28 protein-coding genes and 1 riboswitch are annotated in these 24,858 nt (G+C 34.8%); of the genes, 15 read left to right on the forward strand and 13 right to left on the reverse strand.

The genetic code is table 11. From position 1 onward, the window contains the following. Positions 1 to 5: 5 nt before the first annotated feature. Positions 6 to 233 (reverse strand): NifU family protein, encoded by a 228-nt coding sequence (locus AB1K81_RS14280; RefSeq protein WP_412977325.1) that lies wholly within the window; start codon positions 231 to 233, stop codon positions 6 to 8. A 157-nt stretch (positions 234 to 390) separates the two neighbouring features. Between AB1K81_RS14280 and AB1K81_RS14285 the strand changes: the two genes are divergently transcribed. The 3 genes from AB1K81_RS14285 (at position 391) to AB1K81_RS14295 (ending at position 2,029) form a co-directional block, all read left to right on the forward strand. Beyond that, positions 391 to 729 (forward strand): YuzD family protein, encoded by a 339-nt coding sequence (locus tag AB1K81_RS14285; protein ID WP_412977326.1) that lies wholly within the window; start codon positions 391 to 393, stop codon positions 727 to 729. Between the two features lie 9 nt (positions 730 to 738). Further along, positions 739 to 1,593, forward strand: a complete 855-nt coding sequence (gene dapF / locus AB1K81_RS14290) for a diaminopimelate epimerase (RefSeq protein WP_412977327.1) — start codon at positions 739 to 741, stop codon at positions 1,591 to 1,593. Positions 1,594 to 1,672: 79 nt separating this feature from the next. Continuing rightward, positions 1,673 to 2,029, forward strand: a complete 357-nt coding sequence (locus AB1K81_RS14295) for a HesB/IscA family protein (protein ID WP_412977328.1) — start codon at positions 1,673 to 1,675, stop codon at positions 2,027 to 2,029. 56 nt (positions 2,030 to 2,085) lie between these two features. On the opposite strand, the gene AB1K81_RS14300 is transcribed toward AB1K81_RS14295, so the two are convergent. Then, positions 2,086 to 3,075: an NAD(P)/FAD-dependent oxidoreductase gene (locus tag AB1K81_RS14300; protein WP_412977329.1), complete on the reverse strand. Its 990-nt coding sequence runs from the start codon at positions 3,073 to 3,075 to the stop codon at positions 2,086 to 2,088. A gap of 272 nt (positions 3,076 to 3,347) precedes the next feature. On the opposite strand from AB1K81_RS14300, the gene AB1K81_RS14305 reads away from it, so the two are divergent. From AB1K81_RS14305 to AB1K81_RS14315, 3 genes are all read left to right on the forward strand, one after another. Then, positions 3,348 to 4,562 (forward strand): NAD(P)/FAD-dependent oxidoreductase, encoded by a 1,215-nt coding sequence (locus AB1K81_RS14305; RefSeq protein WP_412977330.1) that lies wholly within the window; start codon positions 3,348 to 3,350, stop codon positions 4,560 to 4,562. A gap of 117 nt (positions 4,563 to 4,679) precedes the next feature. Then, entirely contained in the window at positions 4,680 to 4,991 is a 312-nt protein-coding gene (locus AB1K81_RS14310) for a YuiB family protein (RefSeq protein ID WP_412977331.1), read from the forward strand. Between the two features lie 78 nt (positions 4,992 to 5,069). After that, a complete protein-coding gene (locus AB1K81_RS14315; RefSeq protein ID WP_412977332.1) occupies positions 5,070 to 5,762 on the forward strand; it encodes a 3D domain-containing protein in 693 nt (230 codons plus the stop codon). Between the two features lie 39 nt (positions 5,763 to 5,801). Here the strand turns inward: AB1K81_RS14315 and AB1K81_RS14320 are convergent, their stop codons facing one another. From AB1K81_RS14320 to deoD, 3 genes are all read right to left on the reverse strand, one after another. Beyond that, on the reverse strand, positions 5,802 to 6,275 hold the full coding sequence (locus AB1K81_RS14320; RefSeq protein WP_412977333.1) for a divergent PAP2 family protein: 474 nt from the start codon (positions 6,273 to 6,275) through the stop codon (positions 5,802 to 5,804). A gap of 121 nt (positions 6,276 to 6,396) precedes the next feature. After that, positions 6,397 to 6,987 (reverse strand): biotin transporter BioY, encoded by a 591-nt coding sequence (locus tag AB1K81_RS14325; protein ID WP_412977334.1) that lies wholly within the window; start codon positions 6,985 to 6,987, stop codon positions 6,397 to 6,399. 185 nt (positions 6,988 to 7,172) lie between these two features. Continuing rightward, a complete protein-coding gene (gene deoD, locus AB1K81_RS14330; RefSeq protein WP_412977335.1) occupies positions 7,173 to 7,880 on the reverse strand; it encodes a purine-nucleoside phosphorylase in 708 nt (235 codons plus the stop codon). A gap of 213 nt (positions 7,881 to 8,093) precedes the next feature. Here deoD and AB1K81_RS14335 point away from each other — a divergent pair, with 213 nt between their 5' ends. After that, on the forward strand, positions 8,094 to 8,357 hold the full coding sequence (locus AB1K81_RS14335) for a phosphocarrier protein HPr (RefSeq protein ID WP_412977336.1): 264 nt from the start codon (positions 8,094 to 8,096) through the stop codon (positions 8,355 to 8,357). A 33-nt stretch (positions 8,358 to 8,390) separates the two neighbouring features. On the opposite strand, the gene kapB is transcribed toward AB1K81_RS14335, so the two are convergent. Beyond that, positions 8,391 to 8,783 carry a kinase-associated lipoprotein KapB gene (kapB, locus tag AB1K81_RS14340; RefSeq protein WP_412977337.1) on the reverse strand — a complete coding sequence of 131 codons (393 nt, stop codon included), beginning with the start codon at positions 8,781 to 8,783 and terminating at the stop codon, positions 8,391 to 8,393. A gap of 122 nt (positions 8,784 to 8,905) precedes the next feature. Here kapB and AB1K81_RS14345 point away from each other — a divergent pair, with 122 nt between their 5' ends. Both AB1K81_RS14345 and AB1K81_RS14350 read left to right on the forward strand, forming a co-directional pair. Further along, positions 8,906 to 9,100, forward strand: a complete 195-nt coding sequence (locus AB1K81_RS14345; RefSeq protein WP_412977338.1) for a hypothetical protein — start codon at positions 8,906 to 8,908, stop codon at positions 9,098 to 9,100. 131 nt (positions 9,101 to 9,231) lie between these two features. Beyond that, positions 9,232 to 9,810 (forward strand): superoxide dismutase family protein, encoded by a 579-nt coding sequence (locus AB1K81_RS14350; protein ID WP_412977339.1) that lies wholly within the window; start codon positions 9,232 to 9,234, stop codon positions 9,808 to 9,810. Between the two features lie 27 nt (positions 9,811 to 9,837). On the opposite strand, the gene AB1K81_RS14355 is transcribed toward AB1K81_RS14350, so the two are convergent. Then, positions 9,838 to 11,001, reverse strand: a complete 1,164-nt coding sequence (locus tag AB1K81_RS14355) for a MalY/PatB family protein (protein ID WP_412977340.1) — start codon at positions 10,999 to 11,001, stop codon at positions 9,838 to 9,840. Positions 11,002 to 11,230: 229 nt separating this feature from the next. On the opposite strand from AB1K81_RS14355, the gene AB1K81_RS14360 reads away from it, so the two are divergent. Further along, a complete protein-coding gene (locus AB1K81_RS14360) occupies positions 11,231 to 13,330 on the forward strand; it encodes an RNA polymerase sigma factor (RefSeq protein WP_412977341.1) in 2,100 nt (699 codons plus the stop codon). A gap of 40 nt (positions 13,331 to 13,370) precedes the next feature. Here AB1K81_RS14360 and AB1K81_RS14365 read toward each other — a convergent pair whose 3' ends face one another. The 4 genes from AB1K81_RS14365 to AB1K81_RS14380 form a co-directional block, all read right to left on the reverse strand. Next, positions 13,371 to 14,720, reverse strand: coding sequence for a glucose-6-phosphate isomerase (locus AB1K81_RS14365; protein ID WP_412977342.1), 1,350 nt, complete (start codon positions 14,718 to 14,720; stop codon positions 13,371 to 13,373). A gap of 134 nt (positions 14,721 to 14,854) precedes the next feature. After that, positions 14,855 to 15,229, reverse strand: a complete 375-nt coding sequence (yugI, locus tag AB1K81_RS14370; protein WP_412977343.1) for a S1 domain-containing post-transcriptional regulator GSP13 — start codon at positions 15,227 to 15,229, stop codon at positions 14,855 to 14,857. A 76-nt stretch (positions 15,230 to 15,305) separates the two neighbouring features. Further along, a complete protein-coding gene (locus tag AB1K81_RS14375) occupies positions 15,306 to 16,307 on the reverse strand; it encodes a potassium channel family protein (RefSeq protein WP_412977344.1) in 1,002 nt (333 codons plus the stop codon). Between the two features lie 94 nt (positions 16,308 to 16,401). Continuing rightward, positions 16,402 to 16,956, reverse strand: coding sequence for a thioredoxin family protein (locus tag AB1K81_RS14380; protein WP_412977345.1), 555 nt, complete (start codon positions 16,954 to 16,956; stop codon positions 16,402 to 16,404). Positions 16,957 to 17,087: 131 nt separating this feature from the next. Between AB1K81_RS14380 and AB1K81_RS14385 the strand changes: the two genes are divergently transcribed. Both AB1K81_RS14385 and AB1K81_RS14390 read left to right on the forward strand, forming a co-directional pair. Next, entirely contained in the window at positions 17,088 to 18,143 is a 1,056-nt protein-coding gene (locus AB1K81_RS14385) for a M20/M25/M40 family metallo-hydrolase (protein ID WP_412977346.1), read from the forward strand. A 74-nt stretch (positions 18,144 to 18,217) separates the two neighbouring features. Further along, a riboswitch (FMN riboswitch) is annotated at positions 18,218 to 18,361 on the forward strand. 154 nt (positions 18,362 to 18,515) lie between these two features. Beyond that, entirely contained in the window at positions 18,516 to 19,100 is a 585-nt protein-coding gene (locus AB1K81_RS14390; protein ID WP_412977347.1) for an ECF transporter S component, read from the forward strand. A gap of 24 nt (positions 19,101 to 19,124) precedes the next feature. Here AB1K81_RS14390 and AB1K81_RS14395 read toward each other — a convergent pair whose 3' ends face one another. Both AB1K81_RS14395 and AB1K81_RS14400 read right to left on the reverse strand, forming a co-directional pair. After that, positions 19,125 to 19,511 carry a hotdog fold thioesterase gene (locus AB1K81_RS14395; protein WP_412977348.1) on the reverse strand — a complete coding sequence of 129 codons (387 nt, stop codon included), beginning with the start codon at positions 19,509 to 19,511 and terminating at the stop codon, positions 19,125 to 19,127. 35 nt (positions 19,512 to 19,546) lie between these two features. Continuing rightward, positions 19,547 to 20,479 carry a 1,4-dihydroxy-2-naphthoate polyprenyltransferase gene (locus AB1K81_RS14400; RefSeq protein WP_412977349.1) on the reverse strand — a complete coding sequence of 311 codons (933 nt, stop codon included), beginning with the start codon at positions 20,477 to 20,479 and terminating at the stop codon, positions 19,547 to 19,549. Positions 20,480 to 20,911: 432 nt separating this feature from the next. Here AB1K81_RS14400 and AB1K81_RS14405 point away from each other — a divergent pair, with 432 nt between their 5' ends. The 3 genes from AB1K81_RS14405 to menH are packed head-to-tail and all read left to right on the forward strand — an operon-like array spanning position 20,912 to position 24,846. Next, positions 20,912 to 22,288 carry an isochorismate synthase gene (locus tag AB1K81_RS14405; RefSeq protein WP_412977350.1) on the forward strand — a complete coding sequence of 459 codons (1,377 nt, stop codon included), beginning with the start codon at positions 20,912 to 20,914 and terminating at the stop codon, positions 22,286 to 22,288. 6 nt (positions 22,289 to 22,294) lie between these two features. After that, positions 22,295 to 24,040: a 2-succinyl-5-enolpyruvyl-6-hydroxy-3-cyclohexene-1-carboxylic-acid synthase gene (menD, locus tag AB1K81_RS14410; RefSeq protein WP_412977351.1), complete on the forward strand. Its 1,746-nt coding sequence runs from the start codon at positions 22,295 to 22,297 to the stop codon at positions 24,038 to 24,040. Further along, the gene (menH, locus tag AB1K81_RS14415; protein WP_412977352.1) at positions 24,037 to 24,846 is read left to right on the forward strand and encodes a 2-succinyl-6-hydroxy-2,4-cyclohexadiene-1-carboxylate synthase; all 810 of its coding nucleotides are present in this window, start codon (positions 24,037 to 24,039) and stop codon (positions 24,844 to 24,846) included. The genes menD and menH overlap by 4 nt, the downstream gene beginning before the upstream one ends. Positions 24,847 to 24,858 lie beyond the last annotated feature (12 nt).

Genomic DNA, 24,858 nt, shown 5'->3' on the forward strand with positions numbered 1-24,858 from the left:
TTAGTTTAAAATACTTGTTCGATTTCCTTTACACCTGGTACTTCAGCCATTAATGCACGCTCGATACCTGCTTTTAACGTAATTGTTGAGCTCGGGCAGTTTCCACATGCACCCATGAGACGAAGAAGTACAATGCCATTATCATCCACATCTATTAATTCCACATCTCCACCATCACGTAGTAAAAATGGGCGTAGTTTATTTAATACTTCTTGAACTTGTTCACGCATCATCCATCTTCTCCTTTCCTAAACTTATTATATATTTGTTTAGCCGAAAAATCTATTCTTTCAATTATTACGATTAAATTAGATACTATCATTTTATCTTTATATAAAGATTTTGTAAAATAAAAGTAACTGCAAGAACCTGGGGAAAGGGGAGGTTGGAATGAGTAGCAATAAAGTGTTAATTACGGTTTATGGGGCTGAACAAATCTGTGCTAGTTGTGTAGGTGCTCCAGGCTCTAAAGATACGTATGAATGGTTGCAAGCGGCAATTGCAAGAAAATATGAAGCAGACAAGATTCGCTATGAATATGTTGATATAAATACGTCACAAGAAGAGGAAAAACATCAACAATTTGTGGAACGAATATTTGAGGAAGATTTATTTTATCCTATTGTGTTCGTCAATGATGAAATGGTAGCAGAGGGTATCCCTAGATTAAGAACAATCTATGAAGCATTGGAACAACATAATGTAAAATTACTAGACGAATTGAAATGAGGGTAAAAGATGAAGATTCCTTTTATCAAAATGCATGGCTTAGGTAATAATTATATTTATCTTGATTTGTTTAAACAGGAAATAGATGAGGGGCTATTACCTGATATTGCCCAAAAGGTTTCTAATATTAATACTGGAATTGGTTCTGATGGTTTAATCTTAATCCATCCTAGTGAAAAAGCAGAAGTAGGGATGCGGATATTTAACAAGGATGGATCTGAAGGAAAGAGCTGTGGAAATGGATTAAGATGTACCGCTAAGTATGCTTACGAAGAAGGACTTGTTCAAAATACTAATTTTCAAATAGAAACGAAAGCTGGTAATGTGGAGGCAGAGGTTAAGTTAAATGGCGAAGTGGTTAATGAAATTACGATAAACATGGGGAAACCTATTCTGAAGCGTTCTTTGATTCCTATGATAGGCGAAGAACAAGAAAGAATTGTAAATGAAACATTCATTATCAATGGAGAAGAATTAAAGCTTACCGCAGTATCAATGGGGAATCCTCATGCAGTATTTTTTGTAGATGATATTAAGAATGCTCCTTTATATGAGCTGGGTGAAATGGTTGAGAAAGATCCACGTTTTCCAGAAGGAGTAAATGTGGAATTTGTAGAAGTTGTAAATGATACGGAATTGAATTTCCGTGTATGGGAGAGAGGATCTGGTGTTACACTTGCATGTGGTACTGGAGCTTGTGCAGCTGTAGTTGCCGCAACACTAAATCAATTAATTCCTAAAAATAAGTCCATCACGGTTCACTTAGAGGGAGGGGATTTATTCATCACTTGGGATGAAGATAATTATGTTTGGATGAATGGTGGAGCCGATGTCATTGCAACTGGTATCTATCATTATAAGTAATTGGAAAAACTTATTATTTGAAAACTTGCTATTTTTGTATGTATACTTAATATAAGTATTTTATTTAGGAGGAATAAAGATGATTTTAACCCTAACAGAAAGTGCAAGTCTCCAAATTCAAGAGATGATGAAAAATGAAACCGAAAATGTTCGGCTTCGTTTTGGTGTAAAGGGTGGCGGCTGTAGCGGATTGTCTTATTCACTCGGATTCGATCAAGATGTAAATGAAGAGTTAGATCTTATTGAGGAAATAAATGGTATTCCGGTCGTTATTACGAAGCAAGATATACCAATCATTGAAGGTACTACAATTGATTATAAGCAAAATTTAATGGGTGGCGGATTTAGTATTGATAATCCGAATGCAATTCTTTCTTGTGGATGTGGGTCTTCTTTCCGTACGAAGGAAACTGTTGGAGCACCTGAAAAATGTTAATGAAAAAGCATGAAGAGGAATATTCCTTTCCATGCTTTTTTTAGTTCTTGCTATACCTATTCAAACATACTTGTTGAATGTTTCGGTTGTACTCTTGCTTTTGGATCGATGTATTGTTTGGCGTTGTTGATGGCGGTTGGACCCTCACCGAACCCTGTTGCGATTAGTTTGATTTTTCCAGGATATGTACAAATGTCTCCAGCTGCATAGATACCTGGGATATTGGTTTCCATTTTTGTATTAACAACAATGCTGTTTTTCTCAATTTCTAGACCCCAGTCTTTAATCGGACCTAACGTTGAAATAAATCCATAGTTACAAATTACATCATCTACAACAAGCTCTAATTTACGTTCACCTTTTACCTCTTCTAGTAGTATTTTCTCAATTGTATTAGAGGCAACAATATCACTAGGAGTAAAAGGTGTTAATATTTCCACTTTGGAATTTTTTAACTGTTCCACACTATGTTCATGTGCTCTAAATTCATCACGTCGATGAATTAAAGAAACTTTTTCAGCAATGGGCTCAAGCATTAATGCCCAGTCTACCGCAGAGTCTCCACCACCCAGAATGGCAACTTTTTTATCCTTGAATCGATTCATATCTTTTACATAATAATGTAAATTAATGCCTTCAAAATCCTCCGAATTATGGACGTTCAACCGTCGTGGTTGGAATGCTCCATTTCCAGCCGTTATAATCATTGTTTTTGTATAGTGGATTTCGCCAGTATTTGAGGTGAGTTTAAATGTTTCATCCTCTAAGCGTTCTACGGTTTCAATAGATTGCCCTAAAACAATTGTAGGGTCAAACATTCTAGCTTGTTTTTCTAGATTGTCCACTAGTTCTTGTGCGCGAACTTTTGGAAACCCAGCAACATCATATATATATTTTTCTGGATAAAGTGCAGATAATTGCCCACCAGTATGAGGTAAACTTTCAATAATTTTAACACTAGCTTGGCGCATTCCACCATAAAAAGCAGTAAATAACCCACAAGGGCCAGCACCAATAATCGTAACGTCAAATACTTTGTCAGACATATTCTATTGCCTCCTTTTTCAAAAATACCAATAACATAGTAACACATATTAAGAATACTTGTAATGGAACTGACTTTTCACTTAATAACTAACATTTCATTTTATGCTTGAAAATTATAAGGAAAAGGTCTAATATATAGGTTGGACAATATATTACGAATATGTGACATCCACTTTTAGTATAGTTATTATCTTTTTTTATTTTATTAAGTGAAAAATGTCACATTCTTAAAGTAATAGGTTAATAATATGAAAATTGGATGTGATGATGAATGAAAAAGCCTAACATTGTTGTTTTAGGTGCAGGTTATGGTGGAATAATGACAACTGTGAAATTACAGAAGTCTCTAGGCGCGAACGAAGCAAACATTACTCTAGTAAACAAGAACGACTATCATTACCAAACAACTTGGTTACATGAAGTATCAGCCGGTACGGTTCATCAAGATCAAGCTAGAATTTCTATTAAAGATGTTATTAATGAACATAAGGTTAACTTTGTTCAAGACTCTGTTGTTGAGATTAAGCCACAAGAAAATATAGTTAAACTAGAAAATGGCGAATTAGAATATGATTATCTTGTAATTGGTTTAGGATTTGAATCAGCAACATTCGGTATTCCTGGACTTGAAGAAAATGCATTAATGATTAATGATATTAATTCATCTCGTTTAATTAGAGAACATCTTGATTTTAATTTTGCAGAATATCATAAAGATAAAAACCCAGCTCGTCTAAACATTGTTGTAGGTGGCGGCGGATTTACTGGAATTGAATTTGTTGGAGAATTAGCTAATAAAGTTCCAGAATTATGTAAAGAGTATGATATTGATAAATCACAAGTTCGTATTATTAATGTAGAAGGCGCACCTACTGTATTACCTGGATTTGATCCAGAATTAGTAGAATATGCAATGAATTCTCTTGAGGCTCGTGGAGTTGAATTTATTACAGGTGCTTTGCTTAAAGAAAGTAAGCCAGATGCTGTTGTCTATGAAAAAGATGGTAAGCTAAACGAAATCCCGACTCTTACAACTGTATGGGCTGCTGGGGTAAAAGCAAACTCTATCGTTGAAAAATCCGGATTTGAAACAAACCGTGGTAAGATTCAAGTACGTCCAGACATGCGCTCTCCAGAATATGACAATGTCTTCGTTATCGGAGATTGTGCGTTAATTATGGATGAAAATAGTGGAAGACCATTCCCTCCAACTGCTCAGATTGCGATTCAACAATCTGCAACAGTAGCCCATAATGTGGAATCACTTGTTAAAGGTCACAAGGAGCTTGAAGGGTTTGAATACAAACCACTTGGTACTTTAGCATCTCTTGGTCACAATGATGGTATGGGTGTTGTGTTCGGAGATAAAAAATTATTCGGTTGGAAAGCAACATTCATGAAGAAGATGAGTGATAACCGTTACCTATTGAAATTAGGCGGAATCAGTCTATTACTTAAAAAAGGAAAATTTAATTTCTTTTATTAATTCCATAACTTAAAGTCAATAAAGCAAAGGCGCAACCTCGTCTTTGCTTTTTTTATGAAATGCTAATAGAATTAGTGTGTATAGTTAGTGTTTAAAAGGAAAGGGAGATTACATAAATTGATCCAATTAATTGTTTCTGTTATCTTATTTTTTGTTATATTTTTTGGAATAGCTTTTATCTTAAACATGTTACTGAGAAGAACATGGTTGATGGCATTTATTTATCCGTTTATCGTACTATTCATTGTAGATAAAATAGCTATTGGGGATTACTTTTCCTCTCCAGGACAGGCGTTTTCGAAGGCGTTTACAGAGTTAGTTTCTATAAATGGCTGGGATGTGGTTATATTATCATCTGGATTTTTAGGTACAATTGTATCTGGATTTGTTATTAAATTTTTGCGAAAAAATGGTTACCAAATGTTTTAATAGTGATGTCCTATATATTACCTTTTGAATAAAATCTTACTAGATTGGAAAAGATGACACCCAGAGAGGTGTTGTTATTTGAAAATCAGTAAAATATATAGAAGAATTGGCATGACAGTTTTATTTCTGCTTGCATTTTGGACAACATTATCCAGTATTTCCAATGTGACTTATGCAGATTTAGCGATTATGCTACGGAAAGATCATTCCGTATCGGCAAATTATGATGAAGTTAAGCCAGCGGAACATAGAAAGATAGCTTTACAAGAAAAAGATTTAATCCTACTAGCAAAACAAGAGCGGTACATTTCTAGTGAACAGATTGAAGGACCTAAAACTGTAGAAGAGGCAATTAATATAGATAATTATCCGAAGGCAACCGTAATTGCTACCGGTTATACAGCAGGAGTGGAATCGACTGGTAAAACTCCAGACCACCCACAATATGGGATTACGTATTCAGGTGTTAAAGTAAAGCGGGATTTATATTCTACGATTGCAGCAGATTTATCCATTTATCCAATCGGGACGGTTTTGTGGATTCCAGATTATGGATTTGGCGTAGTTGCAGATAAAGGTGGAGCAATAAATGGTAATAAAATAGACTTGTATTTTGACTCTGTAGAAGATGTATATTCAGAGTGGGGAAAACGTGAAGTTGAAGTCTATATTATTAAAAAAGGTTCAGGTGAACTTTCAGAAGAAGTATTACAAAAACTGAATGAAAACAAAGCACTACAAGTGTTTCGGGAACAGATTAATAAAAGCTAGTGAAAGAGAGGAGACTTCAACATGTCTCCTCTCTTTCTGCTAATAAAAGATATTAAGAATTAGTGCAACAACAATTCCGGTTATAGCTCCAAAAAATACTTCGATAGGTTTATGACCAAGTAATTCTTTTAAATCTTCTCGTTTCTCATATGTTCCTTTACTTTCCCAGTTTTTAGCTCCTTCAACTAGTACTTGAATATCTTTTACTAATTGATTAAGTAATGTAGCATGTTTTCCAGCGTGCCTTCTTACACCCGAAGCGTCATACATCGTGATGATACTAAATACAGCTGCTACAGCGAATATTGTTGAACTAAACCCTTCAATTATTCCAATAGCTGTAGATAGCGAGGTTACTGCTGCAGAATGACTACTAGGCATCCCACCAGTGCTAAACGCGAGTCCGGGAACAAACTCTCTTGTTGCAATAAAATGAATAGGAATTTTAATAAGTTGGGCAAATACAATAGCCAATAGTGCTGCAGTAATCGGGAAATTAGAAAATAGATCCATGATGTCGTTCCTTTCAGACATATTTATATGATTGTTATTTTATCATAGTCTTTGGTTATGGTGATAAGAATTATGCGAAAGAACTAAAAGAGGAGATTCCAAGAAGAATCTCCTCATTATATTATGCTTTTACTGTTTTCCACTTTAAAGGTATGCGATTAGCTATTCGAACGGTAAAGACCGCTGCTAAACAGGATAAAGCAATATCCTTAATGAAAAATGGAATCATACCAATCCATGCAATTTGGTAACTAATCTCTAAGTTTAACCACATATTCATTGCAAAGTACATAAATGTTACTCCGATTAAATAATTTAGAGTTAGACCTACAAGTGAAGCGATAACAAATCTAGGTATTGAAGGATTAGAGCCTTCCGTAATCCAGCCTGAAATAAAGGCAACAATTATAAAGGATAGTAAGAATCCACCTGTTGGTGTTATAAGTTGCATTGGTCCTGCTTCCATTCCTGCAAAAACAGGTATACCACAAATCCCGACTAAAACATATGTAATCATTGCTAAGCTTCCCAATCTTTTACCTAACATTAGACCTGCTAAAATGGAGAAGAAAGTTTGCAATGACAAAGGTACTGAAGTCCCGCCAATTGGTATTGCTAAAAACGGAAACCATACCGCAATATTAGCTCCAATCGCCATCAAACAAACAAATAATGCCCCAACCGTAATTTCAATAGGCTTAATATTTTTCATCGATTAACCACTCTCCTATATAACTAGAATAATGAGAATCAACTTAATTGTCAACTTAAATTTACAAGCGGTTAACAATGGGTGTAAGGAGTGATCAATACTAGATAAATTAAATGTTAATTTTTGTATAAAAAAGCATGGGCATTCAGTAATAACCAAGTACCCATGCAAAATGTAATAATCTTTTATTGTATTGCTGCTTCTAAGGCAATTTCCATCATTTCATTAAAAGTTGTTTGGCGTTCTTCTGCAGTTGTTTCTTCGCCAGTAATAATGTGGTCAGAAACCGTTAATACAGATAGTGCTTGACGATCGAATTTCGCTGCTAGTGTATATAAAGCAGTTGTTTCCATCTCAATTGCTAATACTTTATATTTTGCAAGCAATTCGTTTACTTCTTTTGCATTATCACGATAGAACGTATCACTTGTAAATACGTTTCCAACTCGAAGATTCATTCCTTTTGCAGTTCCAACCTCATAAGCTGTTCGTAATAGATCAAAGTCCGCAAGTGGAGCATAATCAATTCCGTTAAATATAAGCTGGTTCATCCGAGAATCCGTTGTAGAACCTTGTGCTAAAATAACATCTCTTACTTTAACATCTTTTTGAATAGCACCACATGTACCAACACGGATTAATTTTTGAACGTCATAACTTTGAATTAATTCATTAACATATATAGAAATCGAGGGAACTCCCATTCCAGTACCTTGAACAGATACTCTTTCTCCTTTATATGTACCAGTATACCCATACATACCTCGAACTTGGTTATATTGTGTTACATCTTCTAAAAATGTTTCTGCAATATACTTTGCTCTTAATGGGTCACCAGGAAGTAATATTTTTTCTGCGATTTCACCTTTTTTGGCGCCAATGTGTACACTCATGTCATTTCCTCCTAATATTGACTAGTCAAAAATAAAGGTATCATAACCATTGTGTAAAAACAATCTATTCCATACTACTTTTTAGTTTTCATACGTATTAAAATTGTATATAATGGGTTTAAGTTCAATTATTCACGAAGTAATTTCGTATAATTGAGATCAAAAGTACATAAAATTTGTACAAGCTAATATCAAGTTGGAAGGATGAAAATCATGAAAGAACAATCTTTTAAAATTACTGCAGATACTGGTGTACATGCTCGCCCTGCTACATTATTAGTCAATAAAGCTGGTCAATATCAATCAGAAATTGAGTTAACATATAATGATAAAACTGTTAACTTAAAGTCTATTATGGGTGTCATGTCATTAGGAATTCCTAAAGATGCTGAAATTAAAGTTACAGCTAACGGTAGTGATGAAGAAGAGGCAATCCAAGGAATTACTGAATTAATTAAAGAAAACTTAGGTGAATGATGAAAAGAAGGCTGTCTACTTAGGCAGCCTTCTTTAATAGTATTTTCCAAGGTAATAACTTTTTTCAACTGACTCTAATGCTTTTAAGGCCTCTTGATTATATGATGATTCTTTACTTGTGAGTTTTTCTCGGTATTTATCTACTGCTTGTTTTAAAGACTCTCCGTAATCTAATATCTCATCTTCATAACGAGTTACCACATCTTTTAGAACATTAACTTTTTCAAACTCGCTAAGTGCCTTTCGCTCATGAAAAAGAACATTCTCCACTTGTTTTGGATGATGTAGATCCCCTTGCATTGGATGTTTAAGTATAGCTAATGTTTTAACTAAATATTTATCATTTCGATCTTCTATTATTTCTCCTATATAAATTCCCGATTTATACGGTATTTGGACTTTGTCTCCTAATGAAAGATGATTCATTTATAACAACTCCTTTCTAATTTCATTGTGCCAAATTTTCTACAAATTAGCGAACATTAATTTTTAATTTTTTATTTCATCCTTAAATTTGATATACTAATTATCAGAAGGAAGTGATACATATGATGCCGTTTTTATACTTTCCTGAGGATAAATCAGAATATATACCTGCAATAATCACGCTTGTCATTTTTATGATTTTAGCTGTATTGGCTTTTTATTTTTTTTATAAACATTCTAAAAAACAAGAGAAAAAATTTAATACAGACTATCAAAGTCGTTTAAACGATGGATTTGACCATCAGAAGAAAAATTAACGGGGGTAAGTGGAAGCTTACTCTTTTTTTATGGTCAAAATGATTCTTACAAAGTGTAAAAGTCATTAGATGTTTATACTCACCTTTTTTGCAAATACTATCTTTATCATGCGAAAAAGGAGTAGTGTAAATTGAGATTCGTACTTTTATTCCTTTTATCTACTTTGTTATTAATTGGTTGTCAAAGTAAGGTTGAAACGTCAAAAAACGTAGAAATGTATAATCAATCAGGAGATATGGTTGGGACTGCTCAATTTTTAGAGTCACCAGATGGAGTTCAGGTAAAGCTTAAGTTGGAAGGACTTAGCCCAGGCTTTCACGGTCTTGCTGTTCATGAGTTTGCAAAATGTGAGGGTCCAGATTTCAAATCAGCAGGAAATCATTTAGATCCAGAAGGAAAGGAGCATGGTTTGATGCATCCTGATGGGCCACATTTAGGCGATTTACCAAATGTTGAAGCGGATAGTGGTGGTCTTGTAGATGCGGAATTAATGCTTCCAGGTGCAACTTTAAAGGATGGTAAAAAGTCTATATTGAGAGGGGAAGGTACCTCTCTTGTTATTATGGAATCACAAGATGATGGTGTATCTCAACCAAGTGGAAATTCAGGTGCGAGAATTATATGTGGTGAAATAAAGTCAGGAAAAGGTACTGAAGCTACAAAGTCACCAACTGATCCAACTGAATTTAATGAAAAGCAAGAAGAATAGAAGCGCAATATTTGCGCTTCTTAAGGTTTAATTAGAAATGGCTTCTATTATACGATTTATTCCTTCTACTAATGTTTGACGAGGACAGGCTATATTCATTCTCATAAACTGTGCACCTTCTTCTCCGTAATCAATACCAGGGTTTAACCCGACCTTTGCTTTTTCTACAAAAAACTTTCGTAATTCTTTTGGATTTAACTTTAACGAACTACAATCAATCCAAACTAAATATGTTCCTTCTGCAATGGTTACTTTTAAATCTGTATATTTTTCCAATTGTTCTTTCACGTAATGATAATGACCTTGGAGAATTTCCTTTAAACCGTCCAGCCATTCTTCTCCGTAAGTATAAGCTGCTTCTAGTGCGGTATTTCCCATTGTATTTAAACCGTGAAATCCTTGAATCATAAACTGTTGATCTAATTTTTTCCTGTATTCATTATTAGAAGTAATGGCATATGAAGCTTGTAGTCCAGCTAGATTAAACGTTTTAGATGGAGCCATGCATGTTATTGTTCTAACAGCAACCTCTTCAGACAAGGAGGCAATCGATGTATGCTCGACATTAGGAAATGTTAAATCACAGTGAATTTCATCCGATAAAATTAACACATCATATTTTTCGCAAAGATTTGCGATACTTTGTAATTCATCTTTTGTCCAAACTCTTCCTACAGGGTTATGTGGATTACATAAAATAAATGCTTTAACCCCTGTTTTCATTTTCTCCTCTAAATCTTGAAAATTAATGTGATATTGATTTTCTGAATAAACGAGTTGGCTTTTTACAATTTGTCGGTTATGTGCTTCAATTACTTTATAGAAAGGTGTATAGACTGGCGTTTGGATTAATATTTTATCATCCGGTTCTGTTAAAGCTTGAATTGCCATGTGAAGCGTCGTTACAACACCTGGGCTAAATGACAACCATTCAGATTTAATATTCCAATGATGTCTTTTGGAAATCCAATTGACGATAGAGGATTTTACTTTTTCATCAACAATGGTATATCCATAAATTCCATGTTTTGCTCGCTCAATCAAAGCTTGATTCACAGCATCTGGGGCTTTAAAGTCCATATCAGCAACCCACATTGGTAATACATCTTCTGATTGAAATAAATCTTTCACTAAATCCCACTTAACAGAGCGAGTATTTTTACGATTATGTACTGTTTCAAAAATATCCATTCAATAATCCTCCTATTCCCTTATTACTGTCATTATAACGTAAAAAAGCTCAAAAAAAGAGCAAAGCGTTTTTATACGCCTTGCCTACAGGGGGAATACGAGAAAGTCTTACGTTAATAGTTATACCCGGTTACAATAAATTTAAACATGTTTCTAAAAAAAATTCGATTTTGAAACTTTTTATTAAAACAAACGTTTACATATATAGGGGAACTTAAGGGGGATGAATATGCAAGAAGAACAAATTATTCAAATAATGAAAGATGATAATCAGGCAGGGTTTAAACTATTTGTTGATCACTATAAGTCTACTGTAGAGCAGTTTGCTTTTCAGTATGGGATCGAAAATGAAGATTTGCAATCAATTGTTCAAGATGTTTTTATTAAGTTATTTAGAAAAATAAATCGAATTGAAGTTCATAACGCGTCCATATTACTTCATCAATCAATGGTTGATTCATTGAAAGGTTTACACAAAAAAGAGTCTATTGAAACTTATAAACGTTATGGCTATTACTTTGATAAAAAAGAACATATGATAATCCAACATTGCCTACAAGGATTGGATGATAAATATAAACTACCGATCATTTTATATTACTTTCATAAGTGTACTTTGGAAGATATATCCTTGATTCTTAAAGTTAAATCAGAGCTTTTAAAAACTAGATTAGATCAAGGGATTAAAGTACTTGAAGAGAAATGTAGAAAAATAATGTCTAAGGAGACAACAGGTTTTCCTAATGTGAAAATGGAAGAGTTTCTTATTTTAATGATATATAACTATGAACGCTTACCTAGGTTCACTGATACAGCACAAATTATGTTACAAGTTAACCAAGTTGGAAAAACAAAGAAATGGAGAAAAAATTTCCCTATCCTTGCGGGTGTAGTTGGTTTAATTGTTTTCTCTGTTTTTGCAATTACATACATACAAGCAGAGAGAGAACGGCAAGTATCCTTGGAGCAAGAAAAGGCTGATGACAAAGTTGAAAATAATCAAGGAGAAATAGCAACTTCTAATGGGAATCAAGATTTAGATCCAGAAATACTAGCCAATTTTGAAGAGGCTAAAGTAAAACTATCGAAAGAGCTGGGGATTGAGGATGTGGACAGACTATCTACTGTTACTATGGTAGAAGGTATTCTAAATGAAGTTAAAAGTAATCCATCGTCTTACGGTAGTGATGATACGAAATACTTTATAGACACATATCTTACACCACCATCCAAGATAAAAGAGCAATTGAACCCATCTTCCCAAGATGTTGGGGATACTTTAATGACATATCTCTATCGAGTAGTAGAATATCAATGGGCTTTTCAAGATTATTTAGACCAACTTTTAATGGCGAATGCAATAGATGTAGATGATTATGATACTATTTTGTTGTTACAAGAGGACCCTTCAAGTTATGAAGGACCTGAAAAAATAATAGAATTGTTTCAAGCATTGGAAAAACAAGGTTATACGATATCCAGAGAGACAAAATACGATAAACTGACAGTAACGTTTGACTATGACAACCTAATTAACTACATGGAGGAACTTGGATTTGAGGAAGGTTATACTTCATATGTTCTTGTGAAATCCAAACATGCTAATGTGAATTGGTCTGAATGGGAGAAACTTGATGAGTACGCGCTTGAATTAGAAGAGCTACTCATCAAGTATGGGGATTCATACAGAGCAGACATGAGAAATATGCTAATTAGTGATATTGAGAATTTTTTATATAATTATTTAAAAGTCTGGGAAGGAAATAGCGTGACCAATATAGAAAGGGAAGAATACTTTGATTTTCTTGCGAATCATAAAGGTTCTACAATTTGGGAAGTAGTTAATAGTACAGTATTGCTTTGGGAAAAAAATGATTGGGATAGAATACAGGATGGACTTATAATTGAAAGCTTAAGATTCCTTTATCAAGATAGATACCAAAATGTCGACGTTCAAAATATTCTTCGACTCGATAGATGGCCTTATACATCTGGAACGAGCACTGTTTATGATAATTATTCCACCGAATTAAATATAAAATTTTTACTTGAACTAACTCCATCGGAATTGGTTTCACTATATGCTTATTCGACTGTAAAGGATGATGATACGACTGCATCTTCTTTATTATCCTTAGAAGGTTCTATGGATATCGATGATTTGTATGATGACTGGTTGGAACTTAGAAATATGGGGGCTTATGTATTAACTGAATTCTTTTCCGAAAACGAATCCAAAGTATATTATGTGGACTGGGAAGGACTTCCAATCATTACAATCGATTTAGAAATTGTCGATGGGGTCTGGAAAATATCTCATATACAATAGTAAAAGACAGCTTACCTTTTATGGTGAGCTGTCTTTCCATTTATTTTAATCGTTTTTCAAGTTCTGCTTTTTCAGTCTCGAACCCTGGCTTACCAAGTAATGCAAACATGTTCTTCTTATATGCTTCCACACCTGGTTGATTAAATGGATTCACTCCTAATAAGTATCCACTTAATGCACAAGCTTTTTCAAAGAAGTAAACAAGGTAACCAAAAGTATAAGCATTCAGTTCAGGTACATCAATGATTAAGTTTGGAACACCACCATCTGTATGCGCAAGTAATGTACCTTGAAATGCTTTATCATTAATTTCATGAATGGTTTTTCCGGCAAGGTAATTAAGTCCGTCTGAATTGGTGTCCTCCTCTTCCAGTGTCATATCTAATTTCGATTTGTTCACATGTAGAACGGTTTCAAATAGATCACGACGACCTTCTTGAATGTATTGACCTAATGAATGAAGGTCGGTTGAGAAGTTAGCAGATGTAGGGAAGATACCTTTTTGGTCCTTACCTTCACTCTCACCGTAAAGCTGTTTCCACCATTCCGAGAAGTATTGTAGACCTGGCTCATAATTAATAAGCATTTCTATCGTTTTTCCTTTGTTATATAAAACATTTCTTACAGCAGCATATTGATATGCGATGTTATTCTCAAGGGAAGGTTCATTGAAATCCTGCATTGCATCAAGTGCCCCTTGCATCATATCATCTATATTAATACCACTAGCTGCAATTGGTAGTAATCCAACAGCAGTTAATACGGAAAAGCGTCCCCCAACATCATCAGGAATAACAAACGTTTCATACCCTGCTTCATCCGCTACACCTTTAAGTGCACCCTTTTCTTTATCAGTTGTAGCAAAAATGCGTGACTTTGCTTCTTCTTTACCATATTTCTCTTCTAAGTATTTCTTGAAAATACGGAAAGCAATTGCTGGTTCAGTAGTTGTTCCGCTTTTAGAAATTACATTAATGGAGAAATCTTTTCCTTCCAATACATCGAATAATTCTTTCATATAAGTTGAGCTCATATGATGACCGACAAAAATAATTTGTGGAACTTTACGTTGCTGTTTAGATAATAAGTTCTGGAAAGAATGATTTAACATTTCAAGCGCAGCTTTAGCACCTAAATAAGAACCACCAATACCGATAACAAGAAGTATATCAGAATCGTTAATAATCTTCTTAGCACTAGCTTTAATTCTCTTGTATTCCTCTTTGTCATAATTTTGGGGTAGGTCAACCCATCCTAAAAAATCATTTCCAGGACCGGTCTTATTATGTATTGCTTGATGGGCAACCTTTACATATTCAGATAAGTTATCTACTTCCTCTTTATGTATAAAGTCCAATGCATGTTGATATGAAAATCGTATATGTGTCATGTTATCCTCCTAAGTTAGATTTTTAAACATTAGTTTCTACTTTTATAATATCAAAAATACATAAGAAGAGGCTCCTCCTATCAATATTAACATGTTAGGTAATGTTGATGGGAGAAGCCTCTAGCTATCAAGTATTAGTTTTTAAATTCGGATTGTTCAATCCATTCTTCTAGTTTTTCTTTTAACGTATTGAAACCAGAAGTGTTTTCTTCAAGTTTAACTGATTGCTTAGCTGGAGCTTGAGGCTTAGCTTGTTTCTTTGGTGGCTCTTCCGTCGCACGAATTGAAAGAGAAATTTTATTTTTACTCTCGTCAATATTTAAAACTTTTACTTTTACTTCGTCTCCAACAGAAAGGTGTTCGTTAATATCTTTAACAAAACCATGAGTTACTTCAGAAATATGAACTAATCCTTGTACCTCATCATTAAGTGCCACGAATGCACCATATGGTTGAATACCTGTTACTTTACCATCAATAATTTGTCCTACTTCAATCTTATCTGTCATGCTGAACATCTCCTATACCTTCGTTTCTTTTCACACAATAAAATATTATACCATAGATTTTGGTTTAGGGCAAAAGTTAAAGGACCCAAGTGCTTGACGTAATTAGTATATCGTTTTCTTTGAGAAGGAATTCATTGCTTGGATTGAACATCCACTCACCATCTCGCTTAATTCCTAATAATAGTTGATCATTTGATTTAAGCTTTTTTAATGCTTCTAGATAAGAGGTATCCACTAATTCCTCAGGTATTAATACATGATGAAATTGTTGTTTGTTTAATAAATGAATGACAGTTTCAAATGGCTTTGACTTCCCTCTAAATACTTCTTGAAATAATAACATACTCATGAAGTCATTTGGGCGAAGTATCGTATTCGCACCTGCTCTTTTGGCATTATCAATTTGATTCACGGTCATAATCTCTACAATTATAGGGATGGTACTATGATTCCCTCGAACAGCAACAACGGTTAAAATGGACTGAATGTCTGCTTGCTTTTCACTTTTATGGCCATCCGCAGTTATAACAACCCTCTCTGCTTGTTCAATATTTGATTTCTGTAAAAAATAATCGTCTGTAGGGTCTCCTTGAATAAAGTGAACTGGAAATTCACGATAAGACATTTGGGATACGGTTTGATCCATAAGAACAATTTCTGCCTTTGGATTGTGATTTAAAATTCTGTTCATTAAAATTCGGGAGCGTTCATTCCAACCTACTATAATAATATGACCGTTTCCTCTATAAGCTACTTTCCCTCGAGATAAATCATTCTCGTGTTGCACAGTACTAGCTGCAATTTGTGTAATATAAAAGGTGAGGAGTCCTCCACCGGTGAAGATTAATATTATCCCAAGTATACGTCCGAGTGGAGTAAGTGGTACATAATCACCGTAACCAACAGTAGCTCCTGTTACAACTGCCCACCAGATTCCGTCAAAGATGGTTGGAAATTCTTGCGGTTCAATAACATGTATGACTGTCCCGAAAAAAAGGATTATGAGTACTATCGTTAAGAACAGGCGAATTAGTATTGGAAGACGAAAGTACATATGTTTAAAGACTTCAATGTTCATTTTCTCACCCTATTAATTACAATGTTTCTTTAGTATATGCATATTCTTAGTTATCTATTGAAAAAGAACCTATACAACGTATAGGTTCTTCAAGTTAAATTGTATTTAAAGTGTTCTTAAGGCTGTTATATACTTCGTTCCATAGTTTCTCATCCGATATAAATGTTTGGGTCATTGTCTTAATCATGTCATTAAATTTCTCTTTGTAATCATCAGCTTCTTTGTCTGGAAGATCTTTTCTAATATTATCTACAAATTGTTGAATATATTCTGCGCGAGGTCCCCATTTAGCAACTTCTTTTCCTGTTTCATCGATAAAGATGAATATTGGAATTGAGCGAGATTTACCATTCGTTAAATATTGATCCATTAATTCTAAGTTTTGATCACGTAGTATCATGCGTACTTCCATATTTGTTTTTTCTGCTAGGTGAAGTAGTATCGGGTTGTTCATCATCGCATCCCCACACCAGTCTTCTGTAATAACAATAACTCGAAGGTTTTTTTTCTTCAGTTTGGAAAAGAACTCTTCATCATCTGGAAGTGAAAAAGAATCATATATATGTAGAAGATTTTCCTTATGTGTTTCCATTGCACCAATATAATCTTGAGAGGGAATTGCTTTGGTGAACCAATCGTTTAATGTCATATAATTGCCTCCTTAAAGGTTTCTTATATAAATTTTAATAATTAATAGTGTTATAAGTAAATAAAAGTGCTCGACAAAGGATAAATTTGGTATGATGAAATTATTCGATACATATAAAGGAGTTGATTGGTTTGGAAAAAACGAACCAAGAATTTTTGCTTGAGCTTCTTCGCACACCATCTCCATCCAGTGATGAAGTGGCTATACAACGTAAAATGCGTGATTATTATAAGGGATTTGCTGATGAAGTTATGACAGATAATGCAGGAAATGTAATCGGAGTATTGAATCCACAATCCAATTTTAAAGTACTACTAGCAGGACATTGTGATGAAATTGCTTTAGTAATTAAACGAATTGATGAAAATGGATTTTTACATTTTGATAAAATGGGTGGTATTAATCCAAAAGCTGCAGTTGGAATGAAGACGACAGTTTTAGGTTATGGGAAAACAGTAACTGGTGTAATCGGCGTAAATGCGCAGCATCACGGTGGCTTGAAAAACGATTTTGATTTAGAGGATTTGTTCATAGACTGTGGCTTCCGAACAAAAGGGGAGGCGGAACAATATGTTCGAATCGGTGACCTAGTTGTTTATCAAACGGAGCCAGAGATATTAATGGGTCGTTATGTTTCTGGAAGAGGTCTTGATAATCGTACTGGAGCATTTATCGTGGCGGAGGTATTACGTCAGTTAAAGAAAAAAGGATGTAAGGTTGGCGTGTATGCTGCAAGTACGGTGAATGAAGAAACGAATATGGGTGGGGCTTATTTTGCTGCAGCAGGTATTGAACCAACGATGGCTATCGCATGTGATGTGACATTTGCAACGGATTACCCTGGGGTGAACACAAATAAACATGGGGATGTTCGCCTGGAAAAAGGCCCTGTTCTGGCAAAAGGTGCACCTATCAATCGTAAAATTAATGCGTTATTAGAGAAAACGGCTCAAAAGTTAAATATGAATGTTCAATATGAATTAACACCACGTAGTACCGGAACAGATGCTGATAAAATGCGTTATACAGGTAAAGGTGTCCCAGTATCGCTAGTTTCCTTACCGTTACGGTATATGCATTCACCGGTAGAAACCGCAAGTCTTGAGGATATAGATCAGGAGATTACATTACTAGTTGAGATGATTGCTAATTTAAGCGGGGAAGAGAGTTTGAATCCATTAGATTAACTCCTAAATAAGCATAACCCTTTTCAAAACAGAAAATCATATGTATAATGATAGATGACAAAAAAATAATATCGATTCCACTTCGGGGCAGGGTGTAATTCCCGACCGACGGTAATGAACATTAGTTCTAAGTCCGTGAGCCATTTGTGTTTTTTCATATGGTTGACCTGGTGAAAATCCAGGACCGACAGTTAAAGTCTGGATGGGAGAAGAGGTCGAGCCGAATCATGGTACATGGTAATGTGCCTTTATTTTCTATTGATTATTAAGAACCCTAAAGCCCCGATTAGGTCTAGCTTTAGGGTTTTTCGTATGTAGGAATAGGCTATCCTTCATCACGATTGGAATCGATAACTAGATGAAGGAGGAATGATGATGCAAACAAATATGCAATCATCTAAACTTGCAAGACTTATTATTTTATCTTTACTTGGGGCACTATCTTTATTATTATTCTTTATTAATTTCCCACTCCCACTACTACCTAGTTACTTGAAAATTGATTTCAGTGATGTACCAGCCATTATGGCATCGCTAATCTTTTCACCATTAGCTGGAGTAATCGTGGTTGCAATTAAAAATGTACTTTATTTAGCTATTGGTGGTGGAGAAATTGTTGGGGTAACGGCAAACTTCCTAGCGGGTGTTTTACTCGTTTTACCGATTGGAATTCTTTATCATAAGTTTAAAAATGTAAAGAGTATCGTTTCTGGCTTAATTACTGGAACAATCATTATGGCAATTGGGTTAAGTGTCTTTAATTACTTTGTTCTTTTACCAGCTTACGGATTAATGATGGGCTGGGGAGAGATGACTCATTCTGTAAAACTAAGTACGATCTTTGTAGGTATCATACCATTTAATATTGTTAAGGGAATTATTGTTGGGGCATTATTCGTTCCTATATTTATAAAAATGCGACGTTGGATAGAACAACAACAAGCTAAATTTGTATAAAGAAAAAGGCTGATCCATAAGGGATTAGCCTTTTTTTGGTACGACACCTACTGTACATCTGGATATACATATTAAATTTTCTTCTTCATCCACAATATTAACTTCCCATACCATAAAGGATTTTCCTACATGTACAGGCTTTGCCTTTGCGGTTACGACGCCCTCGCGCTTACTTTTAACGTGATTGGCATTAATTTCAATTCCAAATACATGGAATTTTTCCAAGTCAACATGTAAACATGCCCCCAGACTTGCTGCTGATTCGGCTAATGCTACACTAGCTCCTCCATGAAGATAACCTAAAGGTTGATGTGTTCGTTTATCGACTGGCATAGTCATGACGACTAAGTCTTTCTCCATTGATACAGTTTCAATGCCAAGCGACTCCATTAGTGTATTCTTTAATTCCATCTGAACTTTCCCCCTAAATTTATTTTAAGTCGTTCTTAGATGAAATAATATATTAATAAAGATAGACCTAATAAAAATCCATAGATAGTATTCGTCTTTCCGGTTAATTTCATTGCAGGCATCATTTCTAAAGGTTCTGTTTTACCTTTAAATCCTTTGATAACTTTTGCAGCTGGAATAACAGCAATGAAGGTTACTAGGGACCATAGTGGTAAAATTCGAACAATAATGAAATAAGCAGTAAAGAAGAATGCAATTATAAATAGTAATCCAAGAAAACGAACAGCGTTTCTTCTACCAAGTAGAATAGCTAAAGTCCTTCTTCCGCCCTTTTTGTCACCATCTAAGTCTCGTATATTATTTGCTAGCATGATACATCCAATGAAAATGGCAATCGGTATAGAAATAAAGATAACTAGACTGTTTATTTCTCCTGTTTGGATATAGTAACTTATTCCAATAATAACAGTACCCATGAAAAATCCAGAGAAAATCTCTCCAAATGGTGTAGTTGAAATTGGAAGAGGTCCACCAGTATATAGATAACCTAATAACATACACACGAGTCCAATTACTGCAATCCACCAGCTAGATACCATACAAATATAAATTCCAAGTAAGAGTGCGATACCATAAAAAAATAAAGCTAATCGTAATACAGTTTTTGGTTGAATACCGTCTCGTACAATGGTACCACCTATACCAACTGATTCTTCGGAGTCAAGTCCACGAACGTAATCATAGTATTCATTAAACATATTCGTTGCAGATTGAATTAACATAGATGCAACCAACATTGCTAGGAATATAACAATATTTATTCCATCTGTATTTAATGCAATCATCGTTCCAACAAAAACAGGAACAAAAGAAGCTGTTAATGTATGTGGTCTTAGTAATCTCCACCATACTTGAAAACCTTCACGTTCATTTAAGGCTTTTTTAATATAATCTTTATCTGCTTTCATAGAATGTATCCCCTTATCTTTCAATATCATTATAAGTTTAGGCAAAAAGCAGTGGAGTGTCAACGAAGTAGGAAGGATATGACAGATTTCCAAGTTTTATTAGACGATAACGGGAAGATATGACAGAATTGTCTAATAGATAGCTGCTATTAGACATAGGAGATGAAAATCAAGCAGGAATGTCCAATAGAACGCTTCTATTAGATAAAACCAAGAGATAAATGTTAGTAATGTCCAATAGTCAGGTTATATTGGACAAAATAAAAAAACGTATAACTAAGTTGTCTAATATAACTTTAAATTAATGTAACGTCCGACTTCATATTGTCATGAGGTTAATTCTACATAGGTTAAGCACTAGATTTCTTGAGAAACTAGTCAAAAAGGAATAGAATATAGTTGGACTATGATGTATTTACGGAGGGTAATCAAATGATTGAGATAAAAGAGGATACACTTGAATCTACTTTAATTAAAGCAATTCAAGGATTGAATCCCTCTGAAACTAAGCTAGTTAGTTATACTAAAAAAATCGCTAATGTTGATCCACTTCTGTTTTTTGAAGCGGGTAAATATTTACATATGAATCGTTCATTTTGGAAGAGTACTATTGATCAATTTACTTTAGTTGGAATTGGTACTGCTTATTCTATTCGGGAAGAGCATTCTAATCTTTTAAAAGAGAGATGGAATACATTACAAAATCAGGCGATAATTAATAATCCTTTTAAAATTTCAGGAACTGGAATTGCTGCGATTGGGGGAATGGATTTTGATTCCCATAAACCGAGAACAGCATTATGGGAAAGCTTTGCGTCCAATGAGTTAAGAGTTCCTACGTATATGTTAACGGTATGTGAAGAGGATACTTATTTGACCGTAAACGTTTACGTGGGTAGAGAAGAAGATCCTTTATCTTTAGCAGAAAAGCTTTCCGAAAATGAAACATTTTTATTATCACATACTGATATAGAAACGTATCAGCCAACAATAAAGCAACAATTTGAAATCAATCCGGAAGAGTGGAAAAGGACTGTGAAGGCGGCCACTGAACATATATCCGCAGGGTCTACAAACAAAATTGTTTTAGCGCGAGAATTACAGTTGCAATTAGCAAATAAGATACAACTTACTGGTGTAATTCGTGAGTTGATAGAGTCTCAGCCAACTAGCTATATTTTTGCTTTTGAACAAGGGGATGATTGCTTTATTGGCGCTAGTCCTGAGCGTTTGGTAAAAGTGGAGAAAAACGACTTATTATCTACATGTTTAGCAGGTACTGCACCAAGAGGAAGTAATGATTCAGAGGATGAAGAATTTGGCCATCAATTACTACATGATCAGAAAAATCTAGAAGAACATGATTTTGTAGTGCAGATGATAAGAACATCGTTAGAGGAATTTTGCAAGGAAATACAAGTACCTAATCAACCAGTTCTTTATAAACTAAGAAATTTACAGCACTTATATACACCGGTCCGAGGAAAGTTCAAACAGGGAAAAAGTATTTTGGATGTAATTGAAAAATTACATCCAACTCCTGCATTAGGAGGAGAACCACGTGAAGCAGCTATAGATTTTATTCGAGAAAATGAAATGCTTGATCGAGGTTGGTATGGTGCTCCTATAGGGTGGATTGATAGTAATGAGCACGGAGAATTTGCGGTCGCTATCCGCTCTGGTCTAATGAAAGGGAATAAAGCTTCCTTATTCGCTGGTTGTGGTGTCGTGAAGGATTCAGATCCGGAAGCAGAATATATAGAAACTGGAATAAAATTTTTACCGATGTTAAAAGTCCTAGGGGGATAACTTTGAATGAACCATGTTGAGAACTTAACCAGATATATTACTAACTTTGTAGATGAGCTTTCGAAAAGCGGCCTAACCGATGTCGTTATCTCACCGGGCTCCCGCTCAACACCATTAGCAATGACGTTTGCAGAGCATCCGGACATTAAAGAATGGATTGTTCTAGATGAACGTTCTGCGGCATTCTTTGGATTAGGGTTAGCAAAACAAACGAAACGTCCAGTTGCCTTAGTTTGTTCATCAGGAACCGCTGCTGCTAACTATTTTCCAGCCATTGTTGAAGCACATCAAAGTAGGGTACCTTTAATAGCTTTAACAGCAGATAGACCGCATGAATTACGGGATGTCGGTGCACCACAAGCCATTGATCAAATTAAACTATATGGTGATTATGTAAAGAGCTTCCATGAGATGGCATTACCTGATGGATCTCCTAATTTGGTGCACTATGTTCGTACAAGAGCGGCCCGAGCAGTAAACGAATCACTTTCTGGAAATTCGGGTCCCGTTCATTTGAATTTTCCCTTCCGTGAACCGTTAATACCTGATTTTACCCTAGAGAATCTATGGGGAGAGCCAATACGTGAACCATTCACACTATTGCATGAGGGAATAAAGAAACTTCCAGATGGATTCATAAAGTACTTCGCAGAAAAAATATCCACAAGTAAAAAAGGGGTTATTGTATGCGGGCCACAAGTGGATGAGGAAATTGCTGAAGCGATAGCCATACTAGCTGAATCGTTAGGGTTACCAGTTTTAGCGGATCCTCTTTCACAAGTAAGAACTGGAACTCATTCTACAAGCAATATTATTGATGGTTACGATGCATTTTTAAGAAATGAAAAAATAAGGAAAGCACTAAAGCCAGATTATATTCTTCGCTTTGGAGCAATGCCTGTTTCAAAAGCTTATTTATTTTATTTAAAAGATAATCCAGATGTAAATCAATATGTGGTAGAACATCATGAGGGATATAGAGAACCGGTGGGAAACCCAACGGAATTTATTCTAACTGACCCTATCTCGTTTTGTACTGATTTAGTAGAAGTAGGTTCAATAATAAAGTCGGATGAATCAGAATGGCTAAATCAATGGAAAACGATAAATAATATAGCTACAACGCATATTGAAAATATTTCGGATGGGGCTCTAACAGAAGGGGAAGCGGTTAAACAGCTAGTTGAAGTAATCCCTGAACATAGTAGCTTATTTGTAGGAAATAGTATGGCTATACGAGATGTAGATACCTTTTTATTAACAGGTAAGAAAAAACTTACCCTATTAGCTAATCGTGGAGCAAATGGAATTGATGGAATCGTATCAAGTGGAGCTGGGGCAGCAGCATCAGGACAATCGGTGACCTTATTATTAGGTGATCTTTCCTTTTATCATGATATGAATGGTTTACTAGCTGTAAAGCATTATAACTTAAATATGACGATACTAGTAGTAAATAATAATGGTGGTGGCATCTTTTCGTTCTTACCACAAGCTTCTAATGAAAAACATTTTGAGGCATTGTTTGGAACCCCATTAAACATTGAATTCAAAAAAGCAATAGACATGTACGGAGGTTTCTATCATCATCCGACAACTGCCGCTGAATTAAAAGAAGCGTTAATGACAAGTTATCGCGAAGAAGGACTATCTGTTGTGGAAGTGAAAACAGACAGAACAGAAAATCTCCACTGGCATAGAAAACTGTGGAATGAAATTGAAGAAGAAATAATAAAGTCGGTGGTTAAGTGAGAGCCGAGATAAGAAATGCTAGTTATTGGTATGAAGTATATGGTGAAGGTGAAACAATCGTTTTGTTGCATGGATTCACCGGTAGTACAAAGACTTGGAGCAAGTTTATAGACACCTATCAATCCCAATTTAAAATTATTGTCATTGATTTACCTGGCCATGGTAAAACCGTTACACCTTCCATTATTTCAATGGAACAGTGCTGTCATGATATTCATGCTATTTTAACTGAAATAGGTGTGGAAGCTTTTCATTTAGTAGGCTATTCCATGGGTGGAAGAACTGCGCTTTCCTATGGTATGCTTTATCCGGACAGGATTAAATCACTCGTATTAGAAAGTGCATCACCAGGCTTAAAAACAAAGGAAGAGCGAAATACTCGAATAGCTAATGATGAAAATTTAGCAAGGATGATTGAGCAAGACGGAATAGAAGCCTTTATTAATTTTTGGGAAAACATTCCGTTATTCCAGTCACAACAAAAATTATCCGATGCTAAAAAAGAGGCACTTCGAATTGAGAGACTATCTCATACGAAAGAAGGTCTAATAATATCTTTAAAAGGCATGGGGACAGGCAGCCAGACTAGTTGGTGGAATGCTTTATCCAATTTTGAAAAGCCAGTATTATTAATTGTTGGTGAGATGGATAAAAAATTTATGAGTATAAATAAAGAAATGAATAAAGCCTTTCAGAATAGTGATATATTTGTCTGTAATAATGTCGGACATGCAATTCATGTGGAAGTACCAGAGTTTTTTGGTAAAATAGTAGAGGAGTTTGTTTTAAAGATTTCCAATACATAGCAATTAAAGGAG

It is taken from the genome of Ornithinibacillus jepli (genome assembly GCF_047228935.1).
GTDB lineage: Bacteria > Bacillota > Bacilli > Bacillales > Amphibacillaceae > Ornithinibacillus.